A 24758-nucleotide genomic window follows, 5' to 3' on the forward strand; every position below is an offset into this window, starting at 1 on the left:
CCGTCTCGCGGGCGTCAGGCGCCCGAGAACCGCTCCACCAGCAGGAATTTCTGCACCTTGCCGGTGGGCGTGCGGGGAAGCGGGTCCTGCTCGAGGATGAAGCGCTTGGGGACCTTGAACCCGGCCAGCGCGGCCCGGCAATGCGCGTCCAGCGCCGCGGGGGCGGCCGTGCCGATGATCAGCGCGGTCACGGATTCGCCCCAGAGCGGGTCGGGCAGGCCGAAGACGGCGCAGTCCTCCACCCCTTCGGCGCGCAGCAGCGTCTCCTCGACCTCCGCCGCGTGGACGTTCTGGCCGCCGGTGACGATCATGTCCTTCCGCCGCCCGTGGATGAACAGGTAGCCGTCGGCGTCCAGCGCGCCGAGATCGCCGGTATGCACCCAGCCGTCGCGGAACGTCTCAGTGGTCTTCTCGGCGTTCTGGAAATAGCCGCTGGCCGCGCCCGGAGAGCGGCCGAGGATCTCCCCCGTCTCGCCCGGCGGCAGATCGCGCCCGGCCTCGTCCACCACCCGCAGTTCCGAGAACAGGAGCGGGCGGCCGACGGAGCCCGGAGCCCGCGCCCGGTCCTCGGGCGTGGAGGCGACGAGGGCGCCGGTCTCCTGCATCCCGTAATATTCGTAGACCCGCCCGCACAGCCTGGCCTCGGTCGCGGCCCGGATCGGCTCGGGCAGGATGGCGCCGGCGAAGACGATGCCGCGCAGGGAGGGCAGATCGGCGGTCCCGGCGCCGCGTTTCTCCTGCTCGGCCAGCATCATCGCGGCCATGGTGGGCACGAGATTGAGGATCGTCACCCCGTGCCGGGCGATGAGATCGAGCGCGGCGCCCGCCTCGAAATTGGCCAGCACGTTGGGGATGCGGTGGAGGATCGCGGCGGCGATCCAGGCGAAGCCGACGCGCCCGAAGGCGGGGAAGACGGTCATCGTCACGTCGTGCCGGGACAGGTCGAAGGCCCGGAACATCGGATCGAGGGTCACGTTGTTGTACTGGGTCAGCAGATAGGCCTTGGGCAGGCCGGTCGTGCCGGAGGTGAGGTTGAAATATTGCGGATCGTCCTCCTCGATCTCCACCGCCGGGGGCGTGGCGGGGGCGGCGTCGAGCAGGGGTTCGTAGCCGATCTCGCCGGGGCCGGGCGCGCCGTCGATGCGCACGGTCAGGCGGCGGGGGGTCGCGAACCGGGCGACTTCGGGCGCGAAGCGGTCCTCGTAGACCAGACCCGTGGCGCCCATGGCGGCGATCAGCGCGTCCATCTCCGGCGCTGCGAGCCGATAGTTGAGCGGCACGCCCACGATCCCCGCGCGGGCCAGGGCGAAGTAGAGCTCCACGATCTCGGCCCGGTTGGAGACGAGGAAGGCCACCACGTCGCCCTTGCGGAACCCCTGCGCGGCGAGCGCGTTGGCGAGCCGGTTGGCGCGGGCGTCGAGGTCCCCGAAGGAAAAGGTCCGCCCGGTGCCGGCGCAGATCGTGGCCGGGGCGTCGGGGCTGTGGATGGCGGCGTGGGCGAGCATGGCGCCGACGACCATCTTGCCGATGGAGCGTTGCATGGTCCGGTCTCCCTTTTGTCGGGCGTCGCGCGCGCCCGTTGTCATTGTCTTCCCCACCCCTCGCGGGGCGTCGTCGGCGCTGCGCCGCGCCACGGGGAACCGCCGGCGCTGCGCCGCGCCACGGGGAGCCGTCGGCCCTGCGTCGCGCCACGGGGAGCCGTCGGCCCTGCGTCGCGCGCGGGAAGCCGTCGGGGGCTCGGGCGGCAGGCTGGCGGATCGCGCGGGCCTTGTCTTGCGTCGCGCCCGGTCGCCCGGCGCGTGCGCGGGGACCGGGGCCCTGCGTCCGGCGCTCCCCTTTCCTGCGCGGGGATCTCCGCCGACGCGCTTGACGCGGCCCCGCGGACGGGCGAATACCGAGCATCCCCGCGCCCCAGCCCGCCGCCCGGTCCCGCGATTATCCAACCGCATGACTGGCCGCGCCCTTCCCGGCGCCGGGAGGCTTTCCTTGTCCCTGACCGAATCCACGGCGCCCGTCGGCGCGCGCTTCGATCCCGCCGCGCTCGACTATCCGGCGCTGCTCGCCGCCATGACCCCGCCGGCCGGCGCCGGCGCCGACGCCGCCTCGGGGCCGCCGCCCCGCGCCCGCGATCTCGCCGCCCGGCTGGGCGTGCCCGAGGCCGCCTTGCTCGAAGCCCGGCGCGGAACCGGCGAGACCCGGCGCCTCGCCCGTCCCGACGCGCCCGAGGGCTTCGGCCGCGCGCTGGCCGCGCTGGAGCCCGCCGGCGACGTCATGGCCCTGACCCGCAACGAGGCCTGCGTCCACGAACGTCACGGGACCTATCGCGGCCTGTCCTTCCACGGCGCGACCGGGCTGGCGCTGGGGGAGATCGACCTGCGCCTGTTCCTGGGCCGCTGGGCCTTCGGCTACGCGGTGGCGGAGGAGACGCGGTCGGGCCCGCGGCGCAGCCTCCAGTTCTTCGACGCGGCGGGCGTGGCGATCCACAAGATCTACGCCACCGCCGCCACCGACATGGCCGCCTTCGAGAGCGTGGCGGCGGCCTTCGCCGACCCCGACGCCGCCCCCGCCGTCTTCGCCCCGCCGGCGCCGCCCGCGGCCGCCACCCCCGACGCGGAGATCGACGCGGCGTCCCTGCGCGCCGGCTGGGCGGGAATGGGCGACATCCACGAATTCCACGGCCTGCTGCGCGACCACAAGGCCAGCGTCTTCCAGGCCATGAAGCTCGCCGGCCCGGCGCTGGCGCGGGAGGTTCCGGCCTCCGCCCTGCGCGCGACGCTGGAGGGGGCGGCGGAAACCGGCCAGCCGATCATGGTCTTCGCGGCCAATCCCGGCTGCGTGCAGATCCATACCGGCCCGGTGGAGCGGATCAAGGTGATGGGGCCGTGGGTCAACGTGCTCGACCCCCGCTTCAACCTGCACCTGCGCGAGGACATGATCGCGCGGGCCTGGATTTCGCGCAAACCGACCGATACCGGCGAGGTGCATTCGCTGGAGCTGTTCGACGCCGACGGAGAGCGGATCGCGCAGCTGTTCGGCGCCCGCAAGCCGGGCCAGAACGAGCGGGCGGACTGGCGCGCCCTGCTGGCGAAGGTCGCGGGCCCCGTCGGCATGCCCGAAGGCGCGCCGGCATGAGCGCGCCGCGCGCCCCGCTGAGCCGCCGCCAATGGCTCGTCGGCGCCGGGGGGCTGGCGCTGCTGGCGCTCGTCCCGGGCGGGCGGGCGCGGGCGCAGGCCCCCGGCCGGGTGATCGTCGCGGGCGGCGACCTCACGGAAATCGCCTTCGCGCTGGGGGCCGGGGACCAGGTGGTCGGGGTCGACAGCACCTCCGCCTACCCCGAGGCCGCCGCCGTCCTGCCCCAGGTCGGCTACCTGCGCCGGCTGGCGCCCGAGGGGCTGCTGTCGCTCGCGCCCGACCTGCTGATCGCCGCCCCGGACGCCGGCCCGCCCGCCGCGCTGGAGGCGCTGTCCGCCGCCGGCGTGCAGGTGGAGACGGGGCCGGAGGGCGACGACGTATCGGTCGTGCCGCGCAAGATCGCCTTCATGGGACGGCTGCTGGGCCGGGAGGCGGAGGCCGAGGCGCTGGCGGCGGATTTCTCCGCCCGCATGGCGCGGCTGGAGGCGTCGCTGGAGGGGATCGAGGACCGTCCCGGCGTGCTCTGCCTGCTGAGCGCCGGGCGCGGTGCGCCGCTGGCCGCGGGGACCGGAACCTCCGCCGCGGCGGTGATCGCGCTGGCGCGGGGGCGCAATGCGGTGACCGGCTATGAAGGCTACCGGCCGCTGTCCGCCGAAGCCGCCATCGCCGCGGCGCCCGAGGTGCTGCTGCTGCCCGCCCATGCCGCCCGCGCGATGGGCGGGGCGGAGGCCGCGCTGGCCCTGCCCGAGCTCGCCGCCACGCCCGCGGGGATCGCGGGGCGGGCGGTGGTGATGGACGGCATGGCGCTGCTGGGCTTCGGATTGCGCACGCCCGAGGCCGTCGCCGAGCTGGCCCGCGCCCTGCATCCGGATCAGGCCGCCGGGATCGCGGGATGAGCCTGGCGCCGGCCCCCGATACGCGCCGGGGCTCGCGCCCGGGGCCCCGCCCGGATGCCCGCGCCCCGGCGCGCGGGGGCCGGCCGTCGCGCGCGGCGCTGGCGCTGCCGGCCCTGGCGGCGGCGGCGGTCGGGCTGGCGCTGGCGGAACTGGTCTACGGGCCGGTGCATCTTTCGCTCGCCCGGATCTGGGCGGTGGCGCAGGGTCAGGGCGATGCGGCGGCGGAGGCGATCCTGATGCGCATCCGCCTGCCCCGTCTGGGCCTGGGGATCGCGGCGGGGGCGGCGCTGGCGCTGTCGGGCGCGGCCCTGCAGGGGATCCTGCGCAATCCGCTGGCCGATCCGGGGCTGATCGGCGTCACCGGCGGCGCCGCGGCCGCGGCGGTGACCATGATCGTGCTGGGCGGCGGCGTGATCGCGGCCCTGCCCGGTTTTCTCGTCCCCTGGGCCCTGCCGCTCGCGGCCTTCGCCGGCGCCGCGGCCGTCACCGCGTTCGTCTTCGCGGCGGCGCGGCGCGGGGGCGCGACCTCGGTCGCCACGCTGATCCTCGCGGGCGTCGCGGTGAACGCCATCGCCTTCGCGGTGATCGGCGCGCTGAGCTTCGTGTCCGACGACCAGCAATTGCGCGAACTGACCTTCTGGAATCTCGGCGGGCTGGGCGGCGCCGCCCCCGGCCCCATCGGCGTGGCGGCCGCGGCCGCCGCCGCCGCCGGCGTGGGGCTGATGCGGCTCGCCCGCGGGCTCGACCTGATGCAGCTGGGCGAGCGGGCGGCCTTCCATGCCGGGCTGGACGTGGAGCGCGCCAAATTCGCCGCCGCCGCCTGGTCGGCGCTGGCGGTGGGGGCGGTGACCGCCGCCGCCGGGCCCATCGGCTTCGTCGGGCTGGTCGGGCCGCATCTGGCGCGCCTGCTGGTCGGCCCCGGCCATGCCCGCCTGCTGCCGGCCTCCGCGCTCTGCGGCGTGGCGCTGGTGCTGGCCGCGGACCTGGCGGTGCGCACCGCGGTCCCGCCCGCCGAGCCGCCCATCGGCCTCGCCACCAGCCTGATCGGCGGGCCGTTCTTCCTGTGGCTGCTGCTGCGCCGCCTGCGGCGCGAGGGGCCCGATGCCTGAGACCCGACATGCTTGAAGCCCGCGACCTGACGATCCGCCGCCGCGGGCGCCTCGCGCTCGACGCCGTGACGCTGGCGCTGGCGCCGGGCGAGGTGCTGGCGGTCTGCGGGCCCAACGGCGCCGGCAAGTCGACGCTGTGGTCGGCGCTGGCCGGAGACCTCGCCCCCGATGCGGGCGCCTGCCTGATCGACGGCGACCCGGTGCGCGCCCTGCCCGCCGCCGAGCTCGCCCGCCGCCGCGCGGCGCTGGAGCAGGCGCCCTCCCTCTCCTCCGGCTTCACGGCGCGGGAACTGGCGGGGCTGGGCCTGATTTCACGGCGCACGCCCCCCGCCGAGGCCGCGGCCCGCGTCGCCCGCGCGCTCGCCGCCGCGGGGCTGGCGGGGATGGAGGACCGGCAGGCCTCGGAACTGTCGGGAGGGGAGCGCGCCCGCGCCCATTTCGCCCGCGCGCTGGTGCAGGTGGAAAGCGGGCGCGAGGCGCCGGGCGCCGTGCCGGGCGGGCGTTACCTGCTGCTGGACGAGCCGACCGCCGCGCTGGACCTTGCGCGCCAGGCGCAGGCCATGCGGCTGGCGCGGCGGGCGGCGGCGGAGGGGACGGGGGTGCTGGCGGTGCTGCACGACCTCAACCTGGCCGCGGCCTTCGCCGACCGCATCGCGCTGCTGGGCGCCGGGCGGCTGGTGATCTGCGCCGCGCCGGAGGCGGCGCTGGAGAGCGCCCGGCTCAGCGCGCTTTACGGCGCCCCGATCCGGGTGGAGCGCGCGGCCTCGGGCCGGCCGGTGGTCATCCCCGACCTCGCCCGCGCCTGAGGGCGGAGGGGAGGGGACGAAACCGCCCCCGCCCTCCCTCAGAACGCCATCCGCAGGGACAGAAGGAACGTCCGCCCCGGCGCCGGGTAGGCGGTGGACCCCAGCGGGTCCACATAGGCCTGATCGGTGATGTTGGTGACCGAGGCGGTCAACTGCGCCACCTCGTTCAGCCGCACCGAGGCCCAGGCGTCGAAGATGGTGCTCTGCTCGATCTCGTAGCCCGAATAGATGTCCGAGGCGCCGCCCGTGTGCAGCACCCGGCCGCCGATGCTGACCCGATCGTCCCAGAACCGCGCCTGGGCGGTGAAGCTGAGCCGCACCGGCGGGGGCGAGGACAGCGCGGCGTCGCTGTCCCGCCAGTCGGTGGTCGAATCCCATGGCCGCGCGTCGTAGCGCCCGTCGAAATCGGTGTCCGTCACCTCGAGGCTCAACCCGAAATCATAACGCCCGAAGCCGTAGGCGCCCGAGACTTCGAGCCCCTGGGTATTGGCCTCGCCGTCCACGTTCACATAGCCGGTGTAGGTTTGCAGACCGTTCCCGAAGTCCCCGTAGACGGTTTCGGAGGAGATGTAGTCGCGGACCTCGCGGTGGTAGACCGTGGCCGTGATCCGCCCCCGGTCATCGGCGAACAGCAGGCCGTCGCGTTCGGCCGACACGCCGGCCTCGACGGTGCGCGAGCGTTCGGGCTTCAGGTTGGGGTTGGGCGCGAAATACAGCGCGAAGCCGATATGGGAGCCGCCGAACACCGCTTCGGGCAGGGTCGCGGGGCGCCAGCCCTCGGAATAGTCGGCGAAAAGCTCGATCCCCGGCGCCGGCAGGAAGGACACCCCGAAGGACGGCAGGATCGCCGTCCCGTCCTGGTCCACGGGCGCGTCCGCGTAGCCGGTCCCGTCCCAGAGGCTCGCGGTCCCCGACATGGCGTAGCCGTCGAGCCGGAGCCCCGCGCGCACCCGCATCCAGTCGGTCGGGCTGAGCACGCCGCGGGCGAAGACCCCGCCCACCTGCCGGTCGCCCTCGGGGTTGGAGCCGGAGAACCAGACCCCGTCGGGATCGTCGGACGCGGTCTCGGCCAGGGCCACGGTGGAGGTGGCGTCGGAAAAGGCCTCGGCCCCGAAGGCGAGGTCGAGCGCGCCCAGCGGGGTGGCGACCTCCAGCCGCTCGGTGAGCGAGCCGCCGAAAGTGTCCAGCGCGTAGTCCACCGCGAAGCCGTCATAGGAGGTCCGGGCCGGGCGGATCTGGGCGTTCTCCACCCCGTTCCACCACAGCAGAGCCTCGAATTCATCCGTGCGCCCGGCCGGCGTCCAGTCGAAACGGGCGGTGGCGGTGCGCGAGGTCGTCTCCTGGCTGTCGACCACCCCGGCGGAGGACGTGTCGAAATCCGCGCTGTAGTCGAGATAGGAGAGCGTCAGTTTCGTGTCCGGAGTGGGGACGAAGATCAGCTTGCCCAGCGCCGAGGCGGTGGTGGAGCCGGAGAAGGCCACGCCCTCGTCCGCGTCGTAGACCCGGGTCGGCGACTGGCGCACCACGCCGGCCTGCCCCACGTCATAGGCGCCCAGCCGGTGGCGGCTGTAGGCGAGCACGCCCGACACGCGGTCCGAGGGGCGGAAGGCCAGCGCGCCCATGCCGTCGAAATACGCCCCGTTGGTCCCGGTCCCGAGCGCGCCCTCGCCCCCCCATGCGTCGCCGGGGTCGAGCAGGTCGCCCGGCTCCAGCGTGCGGAAATTGACCGAACCGGCCAGCGCCCCCGCCCCCCCGACATCGGCGGAGACCGACTTGTCGAGCTCGATGGCGCGCAGGAGGTTGGGGTCCACATAGGCCAGCGCCGAGGACCCGTGCCCCGATTGCTGGAAATTCTGGCGGGCGCCGTCGATCATGGTGGTGACGCGGGTGCGGTCCTGCAGGCCGCGGACATTGACGGTGACGCCGGGATTGGTGGGGTCCTGGACCACATCGGCGCCGGCGACTTCGTCCAGCAGGCCGGTGGCCCCGCGGGGACCGGCGCGACGGATCCGCTCGGGGCCGATCTCCTCGGTCGAGACCGGGGCCAGCGGGTCCGCCGCGGCCCCCGCCTCGACCGAAATCGCGTCCAGCTCCAGCGGCGCGGTCCCGGCGGCGAGCCCCGCCATGGGCGTCGGAGCCTGCGTCATGGGCGCGTCCGCCACGGGCGCGCCCGTCTTGGCCGTGTCCGTGTTGGGCGCGCCCGTCTGCTGGGCCAGCGCGCCGGTCGCGTGAAGCGCCGCGACAAGCGCCGCGGCCGATCTGTATCGAGCCATCTCATCCCCCGGGTCGGTTCGTCTGCCTGTCCGGAGACGCCGGCGCGCGATGCGGCGCGGGGCGCTGGGATGGGTGGATGTTTCGGGCTGAACGCCAGCCCACGGCTCGCTTTTCCCCTGCTTTCCGAAGGCCGTCAACCATGCCGCAAGGTCGGTGACGGAAATAGTTGACAGAATTGCTTGGATTTCCTTAGGTGCGCTCGCCAGGCGCATCGCTCCGCCGGCCTCCGCCTTCGTTCCGGCCCCGTCGCCTCGCGCGTCCGGGCCCGGCGGGCGCAGGCCGCGGGGCCGTCGCACGCCCAGCACGCGGACCCTCCGCGCCGGGATCGACGCCCCCGGCCGGCGCCTCTCCGCCTCCCCTTCCGATCATCCATCCGAGACGCGCATCCGCGCGTCCCCGCCCATGCGCCGGCGCCGCCGGCCGGAGGACCCCATGACCACGCTGATCAAGAGCCACACCGCGACCGCCGCCGATTTCGAGGCCTATCTCGACGCCTTCGACACGGAGTTCACCCTCACCGGCTTCGGCGCCTTCTCCGACGCCGCGACCTTCACCGGCGACTACATGGGCGGCGCTTCGGGCATCACCGACGTCGCGGTCGAAGGCGAGCAGGCGTTCGCGGTGCGCGGCGCGCTGGAATACGACTTCGCCACCCACCGGCTGGGCGGAACCTCCACCGGCGTCGAGTTCGGGACCGGCGGCGCGCAGGACGCCTCCAGCGGCGCCCTGACCTTCTCGGAGCTGGAATTCTCCGTGACCTTCGGCGAGGAGATGACCGACGGCGACGCGGTGCGCGAACTGCTGGTCGACCTGATGGGCAACGGCGGCGAGGATGACGGCGCCACCAGCACCCTGCGCGACATCATCGACGCCGATTCCGTCAAGTTCCGCGGCAATGTCGGCGACGACGTGTTCGTGGCGGGCGCCCAGGCGGACGAGCTGCTGGGCGGGCGCGGCGACGACCTGCTGCGCGGCGGCGGCGGCGTCGATCTGTTGAAGGGCAATCGCGGGGCCGATGACCTTTACGGCAACGCCAAGGCCGACGTGCTGAACGGCGGCGGCGGGGCGGACCTGCTGGTCGGCGGGCGCGGCAAGGACGATCTGACCGGCGGCAAGGGCGCGGACACGTTCCTCTTCACCGGCAAGTACGGCCGCGACACGGTCGAGGATTTCGGCCGCGGCCGCGACGTGCTGGCCTTCGCCTCCGACGACGTGGCGGATTTCGACGCGGCGATGGGCCTCGCCCGTCAGCGCGGCGACGACGTGGTGATCGACACCGATGACGGGCTGGTGCGGCTGCTCGACACCGATCTCGACAGCCTCACGGCGAACGATTTCGACTTCGTCTGAACGCCGGGTCCGAAGGCCGGGCGATCCGGATGCGAAGGGGGCCCTGCGGGGCCCCCTTTTTTCATGCGCGGACGGGTCCGGCGAGGATCAGCGCAGCTGGAACGACACCGGGATGACGAAGGCGAAGCTTTCGCCGGCCAGCGCCTCGGGCGGGGACGGGTAGCGGCCCACGGCGCGCACGGCGGCCAGCGCCGCGTCGTCCAGCGCCGCGGCGCCCGAGCCGCCCTCGACCCGCGCCGCCACCAGCCGGCCGGAGCGGTCGAGGGTCATCAGCACGCGGGTCACGCCCTGGGTCCCGCGCCGGCGGGCGGCGCCGGGATAGGTCTTGCGCCGCTCGATCTCGGCGCGGATGCGGGCGCCCCATTGCTGGATGAGCGACCGGCGCAGGCCCGGATCCTGCGCGGTCCCGCCGCCGGTCCGGGCGGCGCCCGCCTTGCCCTCGCCCGCCGCGGCGTTCGGCGCGCCCGGCGCGCGCCCGTCGCCGCCCCCGCCCGAGGCCGCGCGGGTCGCGGGGGCGGGATCGGGTTCCGGCTTGGCGGCCGGTTCCGGGGCGGGCTTGGGGGCCGGTTTCGGATCCGGCTTCGGCGCGGCCCTGGAGGGCGGCGGCGGACGGCGCGCCGGCGCGGCCGCGGCCGCGGGGGCGCTGGCCGTGGCGGTCTCCGGTTCGGGTTCGGGTTGGGGCTCGGGCTGCGCCTCCGGTTCCGGCTGAGGCTGAGGCTCGGGCTCAGGTTCGGGCGGGGGCGCCGGCGTCGCCATGTCGAAGGAGGGCGCCGGGTTGGAGGTCGGCGCCGGCGGCGGCGTCTCGGCCCGCGGCGCGGGGGCGACCGGATCGGCGGGCGCCATGTCCTGCGGCACGGACGGCGCGTCGGGGGACGCGTCGGGAGGCGGAGGCGCCGCGTCGGGGCGCATCATGGCGAGCTCCTGCGGCGTCTCCGGCGTGGCGGGAGAACTCGGCGCGTCCGGGGCCTCGGCCACTTCCGGCGGCGCGTCCCATTGCGCGATCAGCGCGGCCAGGTCGTCGGTGGGGGCGGTGATCTCCCCCGCCGCGCCCGATCCGCCCTCGCCGCCCCCGGCGGAGCCGCCCCCGCCGCCGCCGCTGCTCGGCCCCAGCAGCGCCAGCGCCGCGCCCGCGCCATGCAGGCCCAGCGACAGCAGCGCCACGGCCGAGACCTCGACCGCCCGCCGCGCCGCCCATCCTCGCCTGCGCCGCATCCCGCTCATCGCGCCAGCTTCAGCGCCAGCCGCGCGGTATCCACGCCAAGCTCGCGCAGCCGCGCCACCAGGGCGGCCAGCTTCGCGCCTTCGAGCCCGGCATCGGCCCGGATCTCCAGCGGCTCGGCGCCCGGGCCAGCCCCGGCGCGCGCCTCGGCCAGCGCCGCCAGCGCCGCGTCCCCCTCCAGCCCGTTCCAGGCGAGGCGACCGTCGGCGGCGACGTTCAGCGGCGCCTCCAGCACCGGGGTTTCGGGGGCCTCGGCGGCGCCGGAGACCGGCGGCGCGACCTCGAACGGCGAGGGCCGGACCAGCGTCGCGGTCATCATGAAGAAGCACAGCAGCAGGAACACCACGTTGATCATGGCGACCACGGGCTCTGCGGTGGCGCGGCGGGGCGGGGGGCCGAGATCCATGGAACGGCTCCTATTCCGCCAGCGCGATGCGCCGGGCGCCGGCGGCGCGGATCAGGTCCATCGCCTCGGTCAGCCGCTGCAGGTCGGCGCCGTCGCGGGCGCGCACCACCACCACCGCGTCAGGGCCGGGAAGAAGCGCCGCCAGCCGCTCGGTCAGGGCGGCGGGGTCGAGCGCCACGCCGTTGAGCCGGAAGCCGTCGGGCCGCGCCTCGACCAGACGGGGCGCGCCCTCGTAGCCGCCCCCGCCGGAACCGGCGGCGGAGATCGGGACCGCGCCCTCGACCCCGAAACGGGAGGCGAGCATGAAGAACACCAGCAGCAGGAACACCACGTCGATCATCGGGGTCAGCCCGATGCGGCGGCGTCGCGGCGCCGCGGCGGTCGCCAGCAGGGCCATGGCTCAGGCCGCCCGCCAGGCGGCGGCGTCGTCGGCGGCGGCGGGGGCCTCCGGGGGCGCGCCCGGCGCGGAGACCGCGGCCCGCGCGGCGGGGGCGGAGGGGGGGCGGGCGAAAATGTCGGCGCCCAGCGCTTCGAGGTCATGGCGCAGGCGCTCGGCGGCCGCGTCGAAGCCGCTCAGCGCCGCGGTCACCGGGATCGCCACGGCCATGCCCAGCGCGGTGGTCAGCAGCGCCTGCCAGATGCCGCCCGCCAGCACCGCGGGATCGGCGCCGCCGCCGGCCTCCTGCAACTGGCGGAACGCCTCGATCATGCCGAGCACGGTGCCCAGCAGGCCCAGCAGCGGCGCCACGGTGGCGATCAGCTCCAGCGCGCGGGAGCCGGACTGGACCGCGTGCAGGGTCTCGCGGCCCTGGCGGGCGGCGGCCTCGCGGGCATGGGGCTCGGACAGGCCGTCGCGGATCTGGGCGCGCAGGGCGGCGGCGGCGAAGCGGGCGCGGGCGCCGCGTCCGGCCTCGGCGACGGCGAGCGCCTCGTCCGGGCGGCCGGCGTCGAGCAGGTCGACCGCCCGCGCCGCCTGGCCGCGCGACCAGGCGCCGAGACGCGCCATGCGCCACAGCTTCCACAGGATCACCGCCAGCGCGACGACCGAGAGCCCGGCGATGACCATGCCCGCGGGCCCGCCCTTGTCGGCGAGATCGGCGAGCAGGGAGGCGGCCTCCTGCGCCTGCGCGGGGGGGAGGACGGCGGACAGCGCCTCGGTCAGTTCCGAGGGCGGAAGGGGCGTGTCGGCGGCGGGCGCGGTCGGGTCGAGCCCAGGCGCCGAAGTCGCGGCCCCTGCGGGCGCGTCCGCGGGCGCCCCTGCGGTGGCGGACGGGTCCGCGGCGGGGGCGGCGGCCTGCGGCGCCTCCGCGGGCGCCCCCACCGGCGCCGAGGGCGCGGCGGCTTCGGGCGCGGGGGGCGCGGCGGGAGCCTGGGGCGCGGCGGGGACGGTCCCGGCGGAAGGATCGGTCGCGGAAGGGGCGACGTCATTCTGGGCGACGGTCACGGCCTGGTCTGTCATCGGGTCGGTCCTCTTCGCGGCGGCCGCATCCGTCCGGCGAGCGACGGAGGGTTGACGGTCAGGCGGCGGCGGTCGGACGCGCCGCCTGGCCTCGACGCCCGGCGCGGCTCCGTTGCTGCGCACCTCTATTCCTGACAAATTTACTATGCAATAGCCGCCGACGCAGCCGCGCATCTTGGCGCGCCCCCCCTGCCCGCCCGGCCCAGGGCGCCGGCCTCCGGATAACGGCACGCCTTTTCATCTGTCGGAACGTCCGGCCAACCCCCGTTTCCCGGGGCGCGGCGACCGGGCGCCCCGGTCGCCCCGCCGGCTCAGCTTCCCGGCCGCGCCCCGGCGCCGGCGCGCGACCCCGCGCCCAGCGCGATCTGCAGCGCCGCCCATTCCTTGGCCGCGTCGTTGACCGCCGAAGCCTGGTTGATCCGCGCGGTGACCGCCGATCCGTCCGTCACCAGCAGGTCCAGCAGCGTGATCGCCCCCTCGCGGTAATTCACCCGCGCGAGATCCAGCGCCCGCCCATAGGAATCCGCGGCCCGGCGCAGGGCCGTGGCCCGGCGGCGATACTGGTCCAGGTTGGACTGCGCCACCTGCACATCCGCCACCGCGTCGACCACCGCCGCGCGCCAGGCGATCTCGGCCTGGCGGGCGAGCGAGACCTGCGCGTCGCGCGACGCCTCCAGCGCGCCGCGGTTGAACACCGGCAGGCTGAGGGTCGGACCGAAGCTCCAGCCGCTCGACCCCGCGTTGAGGCTGAGATCCCCGGTCAGGGTGATGGAGGGATAGAGCGCGGCCTCCGCCACGCCGACATCGGCGACGGCGGCGTGCAGGTCGGCCTCCGCCGCGCGCAGGTCGGGACGGTTGCGCAGCAGGTCGGCGGGAACCCCGATCACCGGATCGCCCGAGGGCGCCCGAAGCTGCGGCGCGCCGGCCTGCATCCGGGCCAGCAGCGGCCCGGCGGGCGCGTCCAGCAGGGTCGCGATGGCGAAGACATTGGCGTTGAACAGGGCGGCGTAGGCCGGGAGATTGGCGCGGGCGGTGTCGAGCAGCGCCTCGGCCGTCGCCACGCCGTACTCGGTGGCGGCCCCGGCCTCCAGCTGGCGGCGGGTGATGTCCACCGTCTCCTGCCGCGACGCGATGGCGGCGCGGGTCAGGGCCAGCGCCGCCTGGTTGAACCGCGCGTCGGAATAGGCGGCGACCAGCTCGGCCAGCCAGGCGAGGCGGGCGGTCTCGACGTCCGCCAGCCCGGAGTCGAGGCTCGCCTCCGCGCTCTCCCTGCCCCGCCGGATGCCGCCGAAGAGGTCGACGACCAGCGCCGCCCCCAGCGCGCCGGCGCCGGTCCCGGTGGTCGAAACCTCGTCCCCGCCGGAGCGGAGCGCCGAGGCGTCCAGACCGCCGTCCAGCGCCGCGTTGATCCCGGTGGCGCGGAGGTTGGCGCGGGCCTGGGCGATGCGCTCGCGCGCCGCGGCCTCGGTCAGGTTGGCGCCGACGCCGGCGACGACCAGCGATTCCAGCATCGGGTCGCCGTAGTCGAGCCACCAGGCCCGGCCGATGACGGGCGTCGGGGCGGAGACGGCCCCCGCAGCCTGGTCCTCCGCCGCCAGGTCCTTCGCCAAGGGATCGACGAAGGCCGGCGACAGGTCGGCTTCGGGCGCCGCGAAATCCGGCCCCACCGGGGCGCAGGCGACGAGCGCCGCGGCGGCGCCGGCCGCGACCAGCCCCCCCCGCCATGCGGAACGAACGGGGCGCCGGGCGCCGGCGAAGATCACGGGCGCGGTCATGTCCGGCTCTCCCTGCGATGAAAGATCGTGGCGGCGCGCATCACCGCCACGTAGAGCACCGGGGCCATCACCACCCCGACCAGGGTGGAGGCGATGATCCCCCCAAGCATCCCGATCCCGATGGAACGCTGCGCCGCCGCCCCCGCGCCCGAGGCGATCGCCAGCGGCAGGATGCCCAGCATGAAGGCCAGCGAGGTCATCAGGATCGGCCGCAGCCGCTGGCGGGCGGCGGAGACCGTGGCCTCCACCAGCTCCATCCCCTGGGCCTGAAGGGCCTTGGCGAATTCGACGATCAGGATGGCGTTGCGCGCGGCCAGCCCGATCGTGGTCAGCAGCCCCACCTTGAAATAGACGTCGTTGGACTGACCGAAATGGAGGGCCGTCGCCAGCGCCCCCAGCACGCCCACCGGCACCGCCAGCATCACCGCCAGCGGCGCGGTCCAGCTTTCGTAAAGCGCGGCGAGGCACAGGAACACCACGATGGCCGAGAGCGTGTAGAGCAACGGCTCCTGGTTCCCCGACAGCCGCTCCTGGTAGCTGATCCCGGTCCACTCGGCGCCGTAGCCGCCGGGCAGCGCCGCGGTCAGCTCCTCCATCGCGTCCATGGCGTCGCCGGAACTGATCCCGGGCCCCGAGGCGCCCGAGATCTCCAGCGACCGCTGCCCGCCATAGCGTTGCAGGCGCGGGGAGACCTGCTCCCATTCCTGGCTGGAGAAGGCGGCGAAGGGGGCCATCTCTCCGGCGTCGTTGCGCGCATACCAGCGCCCCAGGTCCTCGGGCTGCATCCGCCATTCCGCGTCGCCCTGCACGATCACCTCGCGCAGACGCGCGCCCAGGGTGAAGTCATTGACGTAGCTGCCCGCGAAGACCGTGGACAGGATGTCGTTGACCGAGCTGAGGGAGACCCCGAGCGACTCCGCCTTCTGCTGATCGATGTCGAGCCGCAGCGCGGTCTTGGTCAGGTTCTCCGCGCCGCGCAGGCTGGCGGCCCGGCCGTCGGCGGCGGCCTGCGCCAGAAGCTCGGCGGCGGCCGCGTTCATCGCCGCGGTCCCCTGCCCGCCCTGGTCCACGAACTGCATGCTGAAGCCGGCGGTGTTGCCGAGCCCCTGGATGGCGGGCGGCTGGATCACGATGATCTGCCCGGCCCGGTCATTGGCGAAGCGCATGTTGGCCCGCAGCGCCACCGAGGCCGCGTCGATCCCCGGCCGCTCCGCGTAGTCCTTCAGCTTCACGAACATCATCGCCGCGTTCTGGCCGGAGCCCGAAAAGCCGAAGCCCAGGGCGGTGAAGGCCGAATCCACCGCGTCCGCCTCCTCGGTCAGCATGTAGGTCTCGACCCGGCGGGCGGCCTCCTCGGTCTGGGCGGTCACCGCGCCTTCGGGCAGCGAGAACTGGACCATCAGCACGCCCTGATCTTCCTGCGGCAGGAAGGAGGTCGGCAGATCCCGGTAGAGCGCCGCGGCGCCCGCGCCGACCAGCCCCAGCACCAGCAGCATGCGGAAGGGGCGGGTCGAGAACCGCGCCACGCCCCCCGCATAGCCGCCGGTCAGCCGGCCGAGCCCCGCGTTGAACCAGCGCGCCGGGGCGAAGCGCGCGGGCCCGTGTCCGGGGCGCAGCAGCGACGCGCACATGGCCGGCGTCAGGATCAGCGCCACCAGCAGCGACAGGAACATGGCCGAGATGATGGTGACCGAGAACTGCCGGTAGATCACCCCGGTCGAGCCCGACATGAAGGCCATGGGCAGGAACACCGCCGAAAGCACCAGCACGATGCCGACCAGCGCGGAGGAGATCTCGCCCATGCTCTTCTCGGTGGCCTCGACGGGGCCCAGCCCCTCCTCCTCCATCACGCGTTCGACGTTCTCGACCACCACGATGGCGTCGTCCACCAGCAGGCCGATGGCCAGCACCAGCGCGAACATGGTCAGCGTGTTGATCGACATGTCGAGCGCGGCGAGCACGCCGAACGTGCCCAGAAGCACGATGGGCACCGCGATGGTGGGGATCAGCGTCGCCCGCCAGCTCTGCAGGAAGACGAAGATCACCAGGAAGACCAGCACGATGGCCTCGGCGAGCGTGTGGTAGACCTGCTCGATCGACTGTTCGACGAAGGGCGAGGTGTCGTAGGGATAGACCAGCTCCACCCCCTCGGGCAGCGTCGCGGTCAGTTTCTCCGCCTCCGCGCGCACCGCGTCGGCGGTGTCCACCGCGTTGGCCCCGGTCGCGAGGTTGACGCCGAAGCCCGCGGCCGGATGCCCGCTGAACCTGGCGAAGGAGCCGTAGCTCTCGGCCGCGATCTCCACCCGCGCCACGTCCCCGAGGAACACCGAGGAGCCGTCCTCGTTCGCCACCAGCAGGATCCGTTCGAATTCCTGCACGGTGGAAAGCTGCGACTGCGCGGTCAGCGAGAAGGTGACCTGCTGGCCCCGCGTCGTCGGCTGGTCGCCCAGCGCGCCGACGGTGACGTTGGTGTTCTGCGCCGACACCGCGTCGGTCACGTCCGTGGCGGTGAGCTGATACTGGAACAGCCGGTCGGGATCGAGCCAGATCCGCATGGCGTATTCGGTGCCCAGGACGTTGATCGACCCCACGCCGTCGACCCGCTTGATCGGGTCGATGAGCAGGCGGTCGAGCATGTCGCCCAGTTCGACCGAACTGTAGCGGTCGTCCGTCGAGACCAGCGCCCCCACCAGCAGGATCGAGGAGGTCGAGCGGGTCACGCTCACCCCCCGCTGCTGGACCGAGCTGGGCAGGCTGGATTCGACCAGCTGAAGCTTGTTCTGGACCTGCACCTGCGCGATGTCGGGGTCGATGCTCTCATCGAAGGTCAGCTGGATCGAGGCCGACCCCTCCGAGGAGGTCGAGGTCATGTAGAGCAGCCCGTCGAGCCCGGTCAGCCCGTCCTCGATGGGAATGGTGACCGCGTTTTCGACGGTTTCCGCCGACGCGCCCGAATAGGTGGCGGAGATGCGGACCGAGGTCGGCGCGACCTCCGGATACTGGGCGATGGGCAGGCCCGACAGGGCGAAGACGCCCGCCAGCATGGTGACGATCGCCAGCACCCAGGCGAAGACCGGGCGGTGGATGAAGAAATGCGGCAGGCTCATTCGGTCGCCGCCTTCGTCGGGGCGTCGGCGGCGTCGTCGTCGGCGGCGGCGTCCAGGTCGCGGACCATCCCGTCCGCGTCGATCTCCGCCGCCACGGGCGTCACCGCCAGCCCGGCCCGCATGGTCTTGAGACCGTCGACGATCAGCAGGTCGCCGTCCTCCAGCCCCTCGGTCACGATCCAGGCGTTGCTCCAGGCGCCCAGCGTGTCCAGCACCTTCAGCCGCGCCGCGCCGTCCTCGCCCGCGAGATAGGCGGTCAGCCGCCCGTCGTCGCCCATCGAGGCCGCCCGCTGCGGCAGGAGGAACGCCTCGATCCGGCCCAGCTCGACCTCTCCGCGCACGAACATGCCGGGCAGGATCCGCCCCTCGGGATTGTCGAAGCGGAAGCGGATCGAGACCGTGCCGGTGGTGGTCGACACCGTGGCGCTGGGGGCCACCAGCGCGCCGGTCGCCGCGTAAAGCTCGCCGTTCTCCAGCCGGAGGGTGGCGCCCAGTTTCTCATTGGGCGTGAGCACGCCGTCCTCGATCTGGCGGCGGACCGAGAGGATGCGGGCCGAGGGCTCCAGCATCACCACGTCGACGGGATCGAGCCGCGTGACCGTGGTCATCGCGTCCGACTGCGCCGCGGTCACCAGGTCGCCGACCGAAACCGAGGAGACCTCGGCCAGCCCGCGGATCGGGGCGGCGACGAGGGTCCAGCCCAGCCGGGTCCGCGCGTATTTCAGGGCGGAGCCGGCGGCGTTCAGCGTGGCCTTGGCCTGGGCGAGGGCGGAGCGGGCCTCCTCGACCTCGGAGGCGGTGACGCCGGAGCCCTCCAGCTTCACGGCCCGGTCATAGGCGGCCTGGGCGGTGGGCAGCGCGGCCTCGGCGGAGGCGAGATCGGCCTCGGCGGAGGCGACGTCGGCCTCGTAGCTGGCGGCGTCGAGCCGGTACAGCGGATCGCCGACGGACAGCGGCTTGCCGGGATCGAAAAGGATCTCGGTGATCACGCCGTCCACGCGGGGGCGGATGTCCACCTGCTCATAGGCCACGGCCCGGCCCGGCAGGGTGAACACCCGCGGCACGGATTCCCGGCGCATCTCGATCACGCCGACCTCCATCGGGCCGGACCCGGCGCCCGCGGGCGGTCCGGCCTGGGCCAGCGCCGGCCCCGCCGGCGCCGCGAGCGTAGCCATCGCGACCGCGGCCGCGGCCAGCAGCGCGCGGCGCGCCGGAATGACATGTGAGAGCGACGCGGGTCGCTCGGGGCCGCGCCGGGCCTCGGCGGATCGGGCCTCGGCAAGTCGGGTGCGCATGGTTCGGGCTCCTTTTGACGTCGCGCGGAACCTCGCCCTCCCTCGTCGCCCGTCCGACGGGCGCCGAGGGAGGGCGCGGCTTCGCGCGAGTCGAATTGACGTCGCTTGGGCTGCGCTGTAAGCATTTTTTGCAGACTGCGCAACAAAGGGAACCTGATGTCGACTCTTCGTGAACGCCGCCGCCGCCAGACCGCCCGGGAGCTCCAGGAGACGGCGATCCGCCTTGCGCGGGAGCGGGGCGGTCTGGACACGGTGACCACCGAGATGATCGCCGCGGAGGCCGGCGTCAGCGTCCGGACGTTCTTCAACTACTTCACGAACAAGGAGGCCGCGGTGGTCGGCGACCCGCCGGATTTTCCGCAGGAGGCGGCTGCGCGTTTCGTCGCAGGTCGCGGCGCGCTGTCGGCGGACCTCAAGACCCTGATGCAGGCCCATTTCGCGCGCATGGCGTTCTCGCCCGCGCTGCTGCGCGAGTTGCTGGCGCTGACCCATGCGCATCCGAAGGTGCGTCGGGTGCATGACGGGATGCTGCGCGACCTGCGCGACCGGCTCGCGGGGTTGATCGAAGAACGGCTTTCGTCCCGCGATCCGTGGACGGTCGCGCTGCTGGCCACCCTGACGCTGGAGGCGGGACGGCTGGCGCTGGACGCGTGGAAGGACGGGGAGGCGGCGGAACTGGGCCCGGCGCTGGACCGCGCCTGGGACACGCTGACGGAGGTCGCCTCGCTGGTCGCCCCCGCCGATCCGGGGGCGCCGGGCGGCTGACCCCTCCCCCCGAACGCGACGGGGCCGGCGCGTTTCCCGCGCCGGCCCCGCCGAAATCGTCTCCCCGAAGGGCGCCCGCTCAGATCTGGCGGACGGCGCCCTTGGCGGCGGAGGTGGTCAGCGCCGCATAGGCCCGCAGCGCCGCCGTCACCTTGCGCTTGCGCGGCTTGGCGGGCGTATAGGCCGCGTCGCCGCGGGCCTCCTGCTCGGCCCGACGCTCGGCCAGGATCTCGTCCGACAGGCGCACGGCGATGGTGCGGCCGGGGATGTCGATGTCGATCATGTCCCCGTCCTTGACCAGCGCGATGGCCCCGCCCTCGCCGGCCTCCGGCGAGGCGTGGCCGATGGACAGCCCCGAGGTCCCGCCCGAGAACCGCCCGTCGGTGATCAGCGCGCAGTCCGCCCCCAGCCCCTTCGATTTGAGGTAGGAGGTCGGATACAGCATCTCCTGCATCCCCGGCCCGCCGCGCGGCCCCTCGTAGCGGATCACCACCACGTCGCCGGCCTTCACCTTGCCGGTGAGGATGGCCGAAACCGCGTCGTCCTGGCTCTCATAGACCTTGGCGGGGCCGGAGAAGACCAGGATCGACTCGTCCACGCCCGCCGTCTTCACGATGCAGCCGTCCAGCGCGATGTTGCCCGACAGCACGGCCAGCCCGCCGTCCTGGCTGAACGCGTTCTCCCGGTCGCGGATCACGCCGTTGGTGCGGTCGAGGTCCAGCTCCTTGCCGTAGTCCTGCCAGCGCTTCTCGGTGGAGAAGGCCTGTTCGGTGCGCACCCCGCCGGGGGCGGCGGAGAAGAACTTGCGCACGTCATCGGAACTGGTCTTGCGGATGTCCCAGCGGTCGATGGCGTCGCCGATGGTCTTGGCGTGCACGCAGGGCAGATCCCGGTGCAGCAGGCCGCCGCGGTCGAGCTCGCCCAGGATCGCCATGATGCCGCCCGCGCGGTGCACGTCCTCCATGTGGACGTCGGACTTGGCCGGCGCGACCTTGCACAGGCAGGGCACCGCGCGCGACAGGCGGTCGATGTCGTCCATGGTGAAGTTCACCTCGCCCTCGATGGCCGCGGCCAGCAGGTGCAGCACCGTGTTGGTCGAGCCGCCCATGGCGATGTCAAGCGACATGGCGTTCTCGAACGCCTTGAAGCTGGCGATGGAGCGGGGGAGGACGCTGTAGTCGTCCTGCTCGTAGTGCCGGCGGGTGATGTCGACGATCAGGTGCCCGGCCTCGACGAACAGGCGCTTGCGGTCGGCATGGGTGGCGAGCGTCGAGCCGTTGCCGGGCAGCGACAGGCCCAGCGCCTCGGTCAGGCAGTTCATCGAGTTCGCGGTGAACATGCCCGAGCACGACCCGCAGGTCGGGCAGGCCGCGGCCTCGATCGCGTCGACCTGCGCGTCGGAATACTTGTCGTCGGCGGCGGCGACCATGGCGTCGACGAGATCGAGCGCGACCTCCTTGCCGTCGATCATCACCTTGCCGGCCTCCATCGGCCCGCCGGAGACGAAGACCACGGGGATGTTGAGGCGCATGGCGGCCATCAGCATGCCGGGGGTGATCTTGTCGCAATTGGAGATGCAGACCATGGCGTCGGCGCAGTGGGCGTTGACCATGTATTCGACCGAGTCGGCGATCAGCTCCCGGCTCGGGAGCGAATAGAGCATCCCGTCATGGCCCATGGCGATGCCGTCATCCACCGCGATGGTGTTGAATTCCTTCGCCACGCCGCCGGCGGCCTCGACCTCGCGCGCCACGAGCTGGCCGAGATCCTTGAGGTGGACATGGCCGGGCACGAACTGGGTGAAGGAGTTGACGATGGCGATGATCGGCTTGCCGAAATCGCCGTCCTTCATGCCCGTCGCGCGCCAGAGGCCACGGGCGCCGGCCATGTTGCGGCCGTGAGTGGTGGTGCGGGAACGGTAGGCGGGCATGGGGTCACCTTTCGATAGGGCGGCGGCTGGCGCGCGGCGGCGCGGTTGGCTTGCGGGCGCGCGCGGGCTCCGAACCGTTGGTGTCGTCCAGACGGCGGAAAGTTTCAATAGCGGCGAGGATTTTTTAGGAAAGTTCCCAGCGATCCCCCCGCCCGGGAACCGGGTCCGAAACGGGGCGCGACGCCGCCCCGCCGGCGGCGCTCAGGGACAGCTTTCGGCGGTGCGCAGGCGGATCAGGTTGGACAGCTTCCCCAGGCTCGCGCGGTCGAGCAGGCTGCAGGCGGCGGGACGGCCCTCGCCCGCGCGTTCGCAGAAATCGTAGCCGCCCATGTCGAGGTTCAGCGCCATGACCGGGGCGTGGAGGCGCGCCAGCTCCTCCGCCGCGTCGTAGAGGGTCAGGGCGCGCGCCCCGCTCTGCCACAGACCCAGCGCGCCGTCCCCGGTCTGGAACAGCACCCGGCGCACGGCGAGGGGCGCGTCCTCCACCGGCCGCAGGTCGAGCGCGCCGTCGCGGATCAGCAGGTGGGATTGCAGAACCGAGGCGCCGGCCTCCGACGCCGCGTCCAGGAAGGCCCGGCGGCCGTCGAGATCTGTGAGGTCGTGACGCCGCCCCTCCAGCTCGGCGGCGGAGGCCAGCGCGATGCGCGCCGATCCGTCGGGGGCGACGATCAGCAGACCGTCCATGCGCCCGAACTCGCGGCTCGCCACATCGCCGTCGCGCAGGAAAACGCCGACGGGCTTGGGGCGATCGCCCTCGCGCATTCCGGTTCCGGTATAGGCGCCGGTGACGGTCAGCCCGCCGACGGGGGCGTCGTCGAGCCGGGCGGCGTCCTCGGGCAGCAGCAGCAGCTCCGCCGCGCCGGGGCCGGGACAGGCCGCGCCCAGCAGGCCCGCGCCCTCGGGCAGCGCCGCGGCGCCGAGGCCCCCGGCGCCGCTCAGCGCGCCCAGAAATCCTATCGCCAGAATCGGCGAAAGCGCGGCTCGCGCCGCGCCTCCGCGTGGGTCCGGTCGGGGTCCGCCCGCCATGGCTCAGCCCGGCGACATGCCGCGCAGCCGCTCGGACCGCCGCCTCAGGATCTCCAGCGTCGCCAGCAGGATGATCGACAGCGTGACCAGAAGCGTCGCGACCGCGAGGATGGTGGGGCTGATCTGCTCGCGCAGGCCGGTGAACATCTGCCAGGGCAGCGTCTTCTGTCCGGCCGAGCCGAGGAACAGCACCACAACCACCTCGTCGAAGGAAGTGATGAAGGCGAACAGCCCCCCCGAGATCACGCCCGGCAGGATCAGCGGCATCTGCACCTTGAAGAAGGTGCGCACCGGCCCCGCCCCCATGTTCGCCGCGGCCCGGGTCAGCGAGCGGTCGAAGCCGACCAGCGTGGCGGTGACGGTGATGATGACGAAGGGCGTGCCCAGCGCGGCATGGGCGAGCACCACGCCGAACCACGTCCCCTGCAGCCCGACGCGGGAATAGAAGAAATACATCCCCGCCGCCGAGATGATCAGCGGCACGATCATCGGCGAGATCAGGATCGCCATGATCGCGCCCCGGAACGGCGCCTTGCCGGAGCTGAGGCCGATGGCCGCCAGCGTGCCCAGCGAGACCGACACCAGCGTCGCCGCCGGCGCGATCGAGAGCGAGTTCCACATGGCGCTCTGCCAGTCGGAATTGGTGAAGAAGTCCCGGTAGTGCTCGGTCGAATAGGCCGAGGCCTCGAAGGCCAGCATCCCCGGCGTGAAGGTGAAGTAGGGCAGCGCGTTGAAGCTGAGCGGGATGATCACCATGATCGGGAAGATCAGGAAGAACAGGATCAGCCCGCAGATCACGCGAAAGCTGTAGTACCAGACCCGCTGAACGGGCGAAGCGTAGGGTTGCAGCGCCATGGTCTTCGCCTCCTCAGCCCAGTTTCACGTTATCGATGCCGACGATCTTGTCGTAGAGCCAGTACAGCCCCATCACCAGGATCAGCAGCAGAGACCCCAGCGCCGCCGCCAGACCCCAGTTGAGCGAGGTCGAGATGTGGAAGGCGATGCGGTTGGAGATGAAGGTGCCCGAGGTGCCCCCGACCAGTTCCGGCGTGATATAGTAGCCGATGGCCAGGATGAACACGAGGATCGCGCCGGCGCCGATGCCCGGGATCGACTGCGGGAAATACACCCGCCAGAAGGCGACCCAGTCGTTCGCGCCCATGGACTTGGCGGCGCGCAGATAGCTCGGCGGGATGGTCTTCATCACCGAATAGAGCGGCAGGATCATGAAGGGCAGCAGGATGTGGGTCATGGCGATGACCGTGCCGATCTGGTTGTTGATCAGCACCAGCCGCGCCCCGTCGTTGACCAGCCCGATCCAGACCAGGATGTCGTTGATCACCCCCTGCTCCTGCAGCAGCACCTTCCAGGCCGAGGTGCGCACCAGCAGCGAGGTCCAGAACGGCAGCAGCACCAGGATCATCAGGATGTTGGCGGACTTCATCGGCAGGTTGGCCAGCAGCCAGGCCACCGGATAGCCCAGCAGCAGGCACGAACAGGTGATGGTCAGCGACAGGATGATCGTGCGCCAGAACAGCTTGATATAGATCTGCTGGGTCTCGTCGACGCTCTCCACGCCCTCGGGCGTCAGCTTCATGTCGGCGGCCTGCAGGAAATAGCCCGGCGTGTAGCGCGCCGAGAAGGTCTTGAGGATCGCCCAGGGCTCGACCGTGGCCCAGTCCTCGTCGATCTTCTCGAACTGCGGCGCCAGCGGCTGGGTGTCGTCGATGCGGCCGAGGCGGCGGGCGTTGGTCTTGCGGAACAGGGAGGACATCCCCGATTCCTCGTAGTTCAGACGCGACCCGAGCCGGGTGTGGATCTTGGCCTCGGTGGCGTCCAGCATGTCGGCGTAGAAGGCTTCGAAGACCGGCTCGCCGGGCACGCCGGAGGCCGGATCCCAGTCCTGAAGCTCGACCACCGTGCGCGGCAGCGTGTCGGCGACGATGTCGTTCTCGACCGAGCGGAACAGCATGTCGGCGATCGGCGCGATGAAGCTGACCATGACGAAGGCCAGCAGCGGCAGGATCAGCAGGAAGGCCCGGATGCGCGCGCGCCGTTCGGCGCGGGCGATGGAATTCTTGAGAGGCGTGCCGTCGGCCGACAGCAGCAGGCCCGAGGCGCTGCGGTTCTCTTCCGGCGCGATCCCGTCGCCCGCCGTCGCGTCAGCCATGTCGCAAGCCCCCCGCCCGAAATCGGCGTCTGTCTTTCT

At 73.3% G+C, this 24758-nt stretch carries 18 protein-coding genes and 1 pseudogene; 6 read left to right on the top strand and 13 right to left on the bottom strand.

What is annotated here, in order from left to right; all coding sequences use genetic code 11:
• Positions 1–14 precede the first annotated feature (14 nt).
• Positions 15–1541 (bottom strand): class I adenylate-forming enzyme family protein, encoded by a 1527-nt coding sequence (locus tag BLV24_RS15105; protein ID WP_176954772.1) that lies wholly within the window; start codon positions 1539–1541, stop codon positions 15–17.
• Positions 1542–1986: 445 nt separating this feature from the next.
• Between BLV24_RS15105 and BLV24_RS22890 the strand changes: the two genes are divergently transcribed.
• The 4 genes from BLV24_RS22890 to BLV24_RS15130 are packed head-to-tail and all read left to right on the top strand — an operon-like array spanning position 1987 to position 5943.
• Complete coding sequence (locus tag BLV24_RS22890; RefSeq protein WP_176954773.1) at positions 1987–3132, top strand: hemin-degrading factor; 1146 nt, start codon at positions 1987–1989, stop codon at positions 3130–3132.
• A complete protein-coding gene (locus BLV24_RS15120) occupies positions 3129–4028 on the top strand; it encodes a heme/hemin ABC transporter substrate-binding protein (RefSeq protein WP_092683248.1) in 900 nt (299 codons plus the stop codon). The genes BLV24_RS22890 and BLV24_RS15120 overlap by 4 nt, the downstream gene beginning before the upstream one ends.
• Positions 4025–5137, top strand: a complete 1113-nt coding sequence (locus BLV24_RS15125; protein ID WP_092683250.1) for a FecCD family ABC transporter permease — start codon at positions 4025–4027, stop codon at positions 5135–5137. The genes BLV24_RS15120 and BLV24_RS15125 overlap by 4 nt, the downstream gene beginning before the upstream one ends.
• A gap of 8 nt (positions 5138–5145) precedes the next feature.
• Positions 5146–5943: an ATP-binding cassette domain-containing protein gene (locus BLV24_RS15130; protein WP_092683252.1), complete on the top strand. Its 798-nt coding sequence runs from the start codon at positions 5146–5148 to the stop codon at positions 5941–5943.
• 38 nt (positions 5944–5981) lie between these two features.
• Here the strand turns inward: BLV24_RS15130 and BLV24_RS15135 are convergent, their stop codons facing one another.
• Positions 5982–8216 (bottom strand): TonB-dependent receptor, heme/hemoglobin family, encoded by a 2235-nt coding sequence (locus BLV24_RS15135; protein ID WP_176954774.1) that lies wholly within the window; start codon positions 8214–8216, stop codon positions 5982–5984.
• Between the two features lie 433 nt (positions 8217–8649).
• Here BLV24_RS15135 and BLV24_RS15140 point away from each other — a divergent pair, with 433 nt between their 5' ends.
• Entirely contained in the window at positions 8650–9567 is a 918-nt protein-coding gene (locus BLV24_RS15140; RefSeq protein ID WP_092683256.1) for a calcium-binding protein, read from the top strand.
• Between the two features lie 87 nt (positions 9568–9654).
• Here BLV24_RS15140 and BLV24_RS15145 read toward each other — a convergent pair whose 3' ends face one another.
• From BLV24_RS15145 to BLV24_RS15175, 7 genes are all read right to left on the bottom strand, one after another.
• Positions 9655–10788, bottom strand: a complete 1134-nt coding sequence (locus tag BLV24_RS15145; protein WP_092683258.1) for a TonB family protein — start codon at positions 10786–10788, stop codon at positions 9655–9657.
• Positions 10785–11192 (bottom strand): ExbD/TolR family protein, encoded by a 408-nt coding sequence (locus BLV24_RS15150; RefSeq protein ID WP_092683260.1) that lies wholly within the window; start codon positions 11190–11192, stop codon positions 10785–10787. The genes BLV24_RS15145 and BLV24_RS15150 overlap by 4 nt, the downstream gene beginning before the upstream one ends.
• 10 nt (positions 11193–11202) lie before the next feature.
• Positions 11203–11589, bottom strand: a complete 387-nt coding sequence (locus BLV24_RS15155; RefSeq protein ID WP_092683262.1) for an ExbD/TolR family protein — start codon at positions 11587–11589, stop codon at positions 11203–11205.
• Positions 11590–11592: 3 nt separating this feature from the next.
• On the bottom strand, positions 11593–12651 hold the full coding sequence (locus BLV24_RS22045; protein ID WP_092683264.1) for a MotA/TolQ/ExbB proton channel family protein: 1059 nt from the start codon (positions 12649–12651) through the stop codon (positions 11593–11595).
• A gap of 311 nt (positions 12652–12962) precedes the next feature.
• Positions 12963–14426 carry an efflux transporter outer membrane subunit gene (locus tag BLV24_RS15165; protein ID WP_092683266.1) on the bottom strand — a complete coding sequence of 488 codons (1464 nt, stop codon included), beginning with the start codon at positions 14424–14426 and terminating at the stop codon, positions 12963–12965.
• Positions 14423–17527, bottom strand: a complete 3105-nt coding sequence (locus tag BLV24_RS15170) for an efflux RND transporter permease subunit (protein ID WP_092683405.1) — start codon at positions 17525–17527, stop codon at positions 14423–14425. The genes BLV24_RS15165 and BLV24_RS15170 overlap by 4 nt, the downstream gene beginning before the upstream one ends.
• Before the next feature lie 2 nt (positions 17528–17529).
• On the bottom strand, positions 17530–18828 hold the full coding sequence (locus tag BLV24_RS15175; RefSeq protein WP_092683268.1) for an efflux RND transporter periplasmic adaptor subunit: 1299 nt from the start codon (positions 18826–18828) through the stop codon (positions 17530–17532).
• 156 nt (positions 18829–18984) lie between these two features.
• Here BLV24_RS15175 and BLV24_RS15180 point away from each other — a divergent pair, with 156 nt between their 5' ends.
• A complete protein-coding gene (locus BLV24_RS15180; RefSeq protein ID WP_092683270.1) occupies positions 18985–19593 on the top strand; it encodes a TetR/AcrR family transcriptional regulator in 609 nt (202 codons plus the stop codon).
• Between the two features lie 79 nt (positions 19594–19672).
• Here the strand turns inward: BLV24_RS15180 and ilvD are convergent, their stop codons facing one another.
• The 4 genes and pseudogenes from ilvD to BLV24_RS15200 all read right to left on the bottom strand — a co-directional run bounded on the left by ilvD (position 19673) and on the right by BLV24_RS15200 (position 24719).
• Complete coding sequence (gene ilvD / locus BLV24_RS15185; RefSeq protein ID WP_092683272.1) at positions 19673–21523, bottom strand: dihydroxy-acid dehydratase; 1851 nt, start codon at positions 21521–21523, stop codon at positions 19673–19675.
• A 201-nt stretch (positions 21524–21724) separates the two neighbouring features.
• Positions 21725–22549 carry a hypothetical protein gene (locus tag BLV24_RS15190; RefSeq protein ID WP_092683274.1) on the bottom strand — a complete coding sequence of 275 codons (825 nt, stop codon included), beginning with the start codon at positions 22547–22549 and terminating at the stop codon, positions 21725–21727.
• A 3-nt stretch (positions 22550–22552) separates the two neighbouring features.
• A pseudogene (locus BLV24_RS15195) lies at positions 22553–23404 on the bottom strand (ABC transporter permease); the annotation flags it as partial.
• A 13-nt stretch (positions 23405–23417) separates the two neighbouring features.
• Positions 23418–24719: an ABC transporter permease gene (locus BLV24_RS15200; protein WP_092683278.1), complete on the bottom strand. Its 1302-nt coding sequence runs from the start codon at positions 24717–24719 to the stop codon at positions 23418–23420.
• Between the last annotated feature and the right edge of the window lie 39 nt (positions 24720–24758).

It is taken from the genome of Albimonas donghaensis (assembly GCF_900106695.1).
GTDB classification, from domain to species: Bacteria; Pseudomonadota; Alphaproteobacteria; order Rhodobacterales; family Rhodobacteraceae; genus Albimonas; species Albimonas donghaensis.